Raw genomic sequence first — 5,356 nt, 5'->3', positions numbered from 1 at the left:
TCTTCCCGGTAGCAACACTCGTCAGTTTAAGATCATCACTCAAAGTGAATTGGACGTTATGCTCATTATCTTTATCGATTTTTTCAATCTTTAAGTTACCTTTTCCTACCTCTGCATCTTTTACTGAAAAATCTACTGTATTGCCTTTTGCAACAGTTGATCCATTTGCTCCGTTAACAGAAAGTTTCCATTCTCCTACTCCTACCATAACCTCTCTCAAAGCTTTTAGCTGTGCAAGATTGACCGCATCAGTATCCTCACTTCCTGCCGCTACTCCTACGATTTGTCGTGTTACCTGATCAGATGTACCAATACTCAAAGCCCCTTCAGTACTCTTCCATGCACCCCTCTCGTCTGTTGACGACATCCCCGTTATAGGATTATAACCGGATTCACCCTTTTTTCTAAGAACCTGGGCACGATACCCCAAAGCAATACCACCTTCAGAAATGGCCACTGCACTTGAACCCAAAGCAAGGGAATTCACCCCAGCAGCAGCGCTACCATTCCCTATTGCAATGGCATTTTTGCCTGTAACCGAACTATCTTGACCTATAGCAATTGACAAATCAACTCTTGCACCTGCTCCGATTCCTATAGCAATACTATCATGACCTCTAGCACCTGCCTTTGTTCCCAGAGCAATACTCGTTTCACCTCCAGCTGTTGCAAGTCCACCGATAGCAATCGCAGAATCCTGCTTTGCCTCGGAACCCACCCCCAGAGCAATACTTGCTTGACCAGCAGCAAGCGCAGAAACACCAAAGGCTTGCGCTCCACCACCCTTTGTGGTTGCTCCTGCACCAAATGCTGTTGAATAGTTTCCTGAGGCATAAGACCCACACCCTGTTGCAAAAGAATAAACACCATAAGCCTCAGGCAGAATATTCGTAGATCCCTTTGTAGAAGCTCCCATATAACCATTCTCCGGATCGCTTACTCGACCATCACCAGCCCAAACCACCTGTTCAGTGGTTGTTCCATAAGCATTACCACCACCGGGACTTCTGTGGCCATCGATAAATCTATTATATTGCTGCTCTGCAGTTATTTTATTAGCAGCATTTTCTTGTCGCTTACCACCACGGCCAATAACGTTATCTACACCACAGTAGTCATCATCCCCAGAAAGAACAATACTGCCGTGGCTCCCATGTTCATAGCCTACCTTTAAACCACTATTGCTGTCATATGTAGCACCTCTTATTGCGAGATTCGCAGCAAAAACAGGAGAAATACTTGATAAGCATATGACCAGCAGAACCCAAAATAGCTCTTTCACAAAAGACAACAAATAAAGCACACGAAAAAAACTTATATTTATTGCTGTCCACATAGTAAATATTTTTTTCATTATAAATCCCCCAACAAAATAGCTTTCTCCCAACAAAAAATAGCTGTGAACATAAAAAAGACATAATTTAGGTGCTAAAAGGTCTCCTGATTATAGTTTTTATATTCAAGTACCATTGTTGAGCGATGTGTATGGAGTTTTTTTTATTTGCGTTATTAAGGAAATGAGAGTCACTTCCTATATTACGGTTAATGTTTGCCTAATTCTTATGGATTGGTTTCTACAGATGAGATTGTGTTTATTGAATAAAGCAGTTCTTTTAAAGCATCGTTGCAGAGTAGGAAATATCACAGGTCCGCATGTGTTTTCTTGAAGAAAACAGCAGAAGAAATTTCTTGCTCACTTATCTTTAATTTCTACGTTTCATGCCTTGTTTTCCTTTCCCCTACAGAGAAGAGTGTAGGATAGATATTCGCTTTAAGTATAATTAGCAGCAAAAGCGCGTATGATTCTGCCTTTTATATATCACTGCAAAATCTGGTATTTCTCTCTTCGAATTCTATTTAATGTGGATTTGATATGATTAAAGAAATACCGCACACTATACTCACCTCTTTGCAGGTGTTTTTCAACCTCATAAGGACCTTAGCGACGCTATGATGAAGCTGTCGACAGCAGATTCTTGCTTTAATGACATATTACCGTCCTCCTCTCAAATAAACCTCCTAAAATTCAAGGAGGAACTTCTTTCGAACAAAACGAGGATTATATTAACATAGTTTCTGTATTTGTATAGGTTATTGGATAAAAGATCAAGAATAAAATGAGTCTTTTTAAAAGTTTATAAAATTTCTTTCACACAAAGTGAAAATTACTTTCATCCACAACAGTTATGAAAGATCTTCTTATAGCGTTTTGCTCAATCTTTATTTACTCTATTTAAAAGTTATACACAAACAAACCCCGTCATATGAACATTGTTCGTGTAGATAAAAAACAATTCATTCTCGCCTTATTTGGCAAGGATGAATCAAATTATACTTATGTGTTTTATTTATTATTAGTTCAATGTCATATTGAATCCTGCACCGACACCCCAATGACCTCCAGAAGTGGTAACCGATAAATTGGACCGAATAGACCCACTTTCAGATGTATAACCAGCACCAAAGGCAAAGGCTGATTGGCTACGCCATAAACCACTACCAAATCCAACGCTTAATTTTCCAGGTGTATCATTGTAACGCAAATTCGATACTGCCAAACCAATAGCAGCCACTTGTTTTGCCTCTTTGCGCACATCCTCAACAGCATAACTTAATGCTTCAAACTTCATATCGGTATATTGCTGAAACTGAGCAACAGCATTATCTACTTGTTGATTCGTATATTCTCTCGCACTCTGAAGAACAATATCCTTCTGCTCTTTCGCGTGGCATATAACTGACCACCATTCACTGCTTGCTTCAAGCCTTCTTCAATCTTACCATTTGCTACCTCTACCGTTATAGAAACACCTTCATCTGCACCATCTAATAATGCCGATTGAGAATCAATAGCTGGCGTATCTACATTCCCCGCCTCATCTATGGATCTAGCACGAGACATTCTTGTCATCCTTGTCATCATAAAAGGAAAACCCTTTACAATATCACTATGATTACCATCTTCAAGTAATGCCTTTTTATTTTTTTCACCATCACTAGAATTATCCTTTAACTCAGTAATATCATAACTCAAAGCTGTGATAGCATTATTAACACCAGAAAATGCATCCGCGACATTACTATACGTTTTCTCAACCTCATTACCATATTCATCGAAAGTTTTAACGACAAAAATAGGAGCTGACCATTTATTATCTTCACCATAACCAGCGCCATCACCAAAATAACTTGTAAATGCCTTAGACATAAAACAGAGTTGAGCACCATTTACTGCATCTTTCGATGTTGCTGTAAATGCACCACCCTTGATGCCACTGAGAATGCGCGAGCCATTAACATTATTTGCAATGTCTATTCTATTGCCAGCTTTGTTTTTACCAATCGTAATAAACCCAGCGCTGTTTTGCTGAATAAAACTATCACCTGTCATACTTTCGATCTTTTCATTAAGATTCGTAAAGGAACTACTTATACCAGAAAGTGCATCAACAAGGCATTGATTTATAATGATAATTCACTGTTTTGTATGTTGAATGAGAGTCTCGAATAACGTAAGATTCTCTCATTCCAAACCTGTTTATGTTGAATCAATCAAAACCGCTCGCTTGCACATTACAAGCGGGATGAGTGTGTGGATAAAATTTATATAAGAAAGGACTAAAAATGGCTCTTATGAACCGTCTTAATGCAAGGGCTGTCGCAACATTGGGTGCTGGTAAATATAATGATGGTGCAGGCTTATTACTTCATAAGCGTGAAGATGGTGGTGCTCAATGGATTTACCGTTATACTATTCACGGGCGCCGTCGTGAAATGGGTTTAGGGGCTCTAAGACATGTCTCTTTAAAACAAGCTCGTGAACATGCAACACGGTGGCGTTCTGTTTTACATGAGGGTCGTGACCCCATTAAAGAACGTGAAAAACAAAAACGTGAGGCAATGCGTAATCTTCATTATCTTAAAGACATTGCTCTAGAGACTTTTGAAAGTCGTAAAGCTGAATTAAAAAATGATGGGAAAAATGGGGACTGGTTGGCACCTTTGCGTCTTTACATTCTTCCCAAATTAGGCTGTCTTCCTATTTCAGAGATTACACAAACAGAGATACGCAATACGCTTGCCCCCATATGGCATACAAAAGCAAAAACAGCAGAGAGAGCACTCATTCGTCTTAATCTTTGTCTCAAACATGCTGCTGCATTGGGATTAGATGTTGATTTACAAGCCACAGAGAAAGCACGCGCCCTCTTAGGAAAACAACGCCACAAAGTGACTAATAGACCTGCAATGGATTGGAAAGATGTGCCGGCTTTTTATCAAACACTTTGTCAAACAACAACCTTCACACAATTGGCTTTGCGTTTGCTTATCCTTACAGGGGTTCGTACACGTCCTTTACGTTATATCCATAAAGATCAGGTTGAGGGTGATATCTGGACAATCCCTGCCGAAAATATGAAAGGAAGGCGTGATGCGACAACAGAGTTTCGCGTCCCTTTATCATCAGAAGCATTAGAAATTTTGAAACAAGCGCGCCTGCTCTCTCGCAATGATTTCTTTTTTTCTGCAACCGGTCGGGGGGCTCTTGCTGAACGCTGTATGTCACAATATATGTACAAGACTGGGATGAGTGCCTGCCCCCATGGTTTTCGCTCTAGTTTACGCAATTGGCTTGCTGAAACAACCGATGCCCCCTATGAGGTCGCTGAAACAATTCTAAGTCATACGGTAGGTGGTAAAGTAGAGCGTGCCTATCGTCGTACTGACTATTTAGAACAGCGCCGTGTTTATATGGAAAAATGGGCGGCTTATGTCACCGGTCAAACTTAAGATATGGGGTATTTTACCCCATAATCTGTGGATAACTTTAGCTCTCTCTTTTCTCATATTGTGTCATTAAAAATCATCAAGATTCAATTTTAAAAAAACATGATAAAAGACTGTTTTTTATAGATAATATTACTTTCCAATCCTGCAAAAATATGGTTAATAAGTGCTCATGATTTATTTACAATTTGTATTCTGAAAGGATTTAGAAATGACCGAAAATGATACCCTTCTTACAGATCGTGAAAGTGCAAAATTGCTCCATATGAGTGTTTCAACATTCCGCCGTCATGTAACAAACGGTGTTTTACCAAAGCCCTTAAAGTTTGGTTTTTTGTCGCGTTGGTTACAATCGGATCTTCACGGTGTAATAGAGAAAGCAAAAAACAACCGTAGCAATAATGCTGCATAAAAGAAAACCTTGTCACGTAAGGACGGACAAGGCTCTTCATTAATCAACCAAATTATGAATAGCAAAATCCGTCCTGTGACGCAATAGCACGGATAAAAAAATGTATTCTTATACACATGCTGCGGGCATATCACGTGCCTTACCCATGATGATAGA

Annotated in this window: 2 protein-coding genes and 2 pseudogenes; 2 read left to right on the top strand and 2 right to left on the bottom strand. The window is 39.5% G+C overall.

What is annotated here, in order from left to right:
- Positions 1–1,354, bottom strand: a pseudogene (locus BN67_RS11175) (hypothetical protein); the annotation flags it as partial.
- 1,000 nt (positions 1,355–2,354) lie between these two features.
- Positions 2,355–2,830 (bottom strand): annotated as a pseudogene (locus BN67_RS15355) (YadA-like family protein); the annotation flags it as partial.
- Positions 2,831–3,624: 794 nt separating this feature from the next.
- Between BN67_RS15355 and BN67_RS00010 the strand changes: the two are divergent.
- Positions 3,625–4,791, top strand: a complete 1,167-nt coding sequence (locus BN67_RS00010; RefSeq protein ID WP_019222131.1) for a tyrosine-type recombinase/integrase — start codon at positions 3,625–3,627, stop codon at positions 4,789–4,791.
- Between the two features lie 208 nt (positions 4,792–4,999).
- Positions 5,000–5,200 carry a helix-turn-helix transcriptional regulator gene (locus tag BN67_RS00005; RefSeq protein WP_019222130.1) on the top strand — a complete coding sequence of 67 codons (201 nt, stop codon included), beginning with the start codon at positions 5,000–5,002 and terminating at the stop codon, positions 5,198–5,200.
- Positions 5,201–5,356: the final 156 nt, after the last annotated feature.

Source organism: Bartonella rattaustraliani AUST/NH4, assembly GCF_000312565.1.
Taxonomy (GTDB): Bacteria; Pseudomonadota; Alphaproteobacteria; order Rhizobiales; family Rhizobiaceae; genus Bartonella; species Bartonella rattaustraliani.
The sequence above is the reverse complement of the archived record's forward strand: the minus strand, read 5'-3'. Positions and strand labels throughout refer to the sequence as shown.

Bases quoted from the DNA above. Each gene is read 5' to 3' on its own strand.
- BN67_RS00010 (WP_019222131.1), top strand. From the start codon at position 3,625: ATGGCTCTTATGAACCGTCTTAATGCAAGGGCTGTCGCAACATTGGGT.
- BN67_RS00005 (WP_019222130.1), top strand. From the start codon at position 5,000: ATGACCGAAAATGATACCCTTCTTACAGATCGTGAAAGTGCAAAATTG.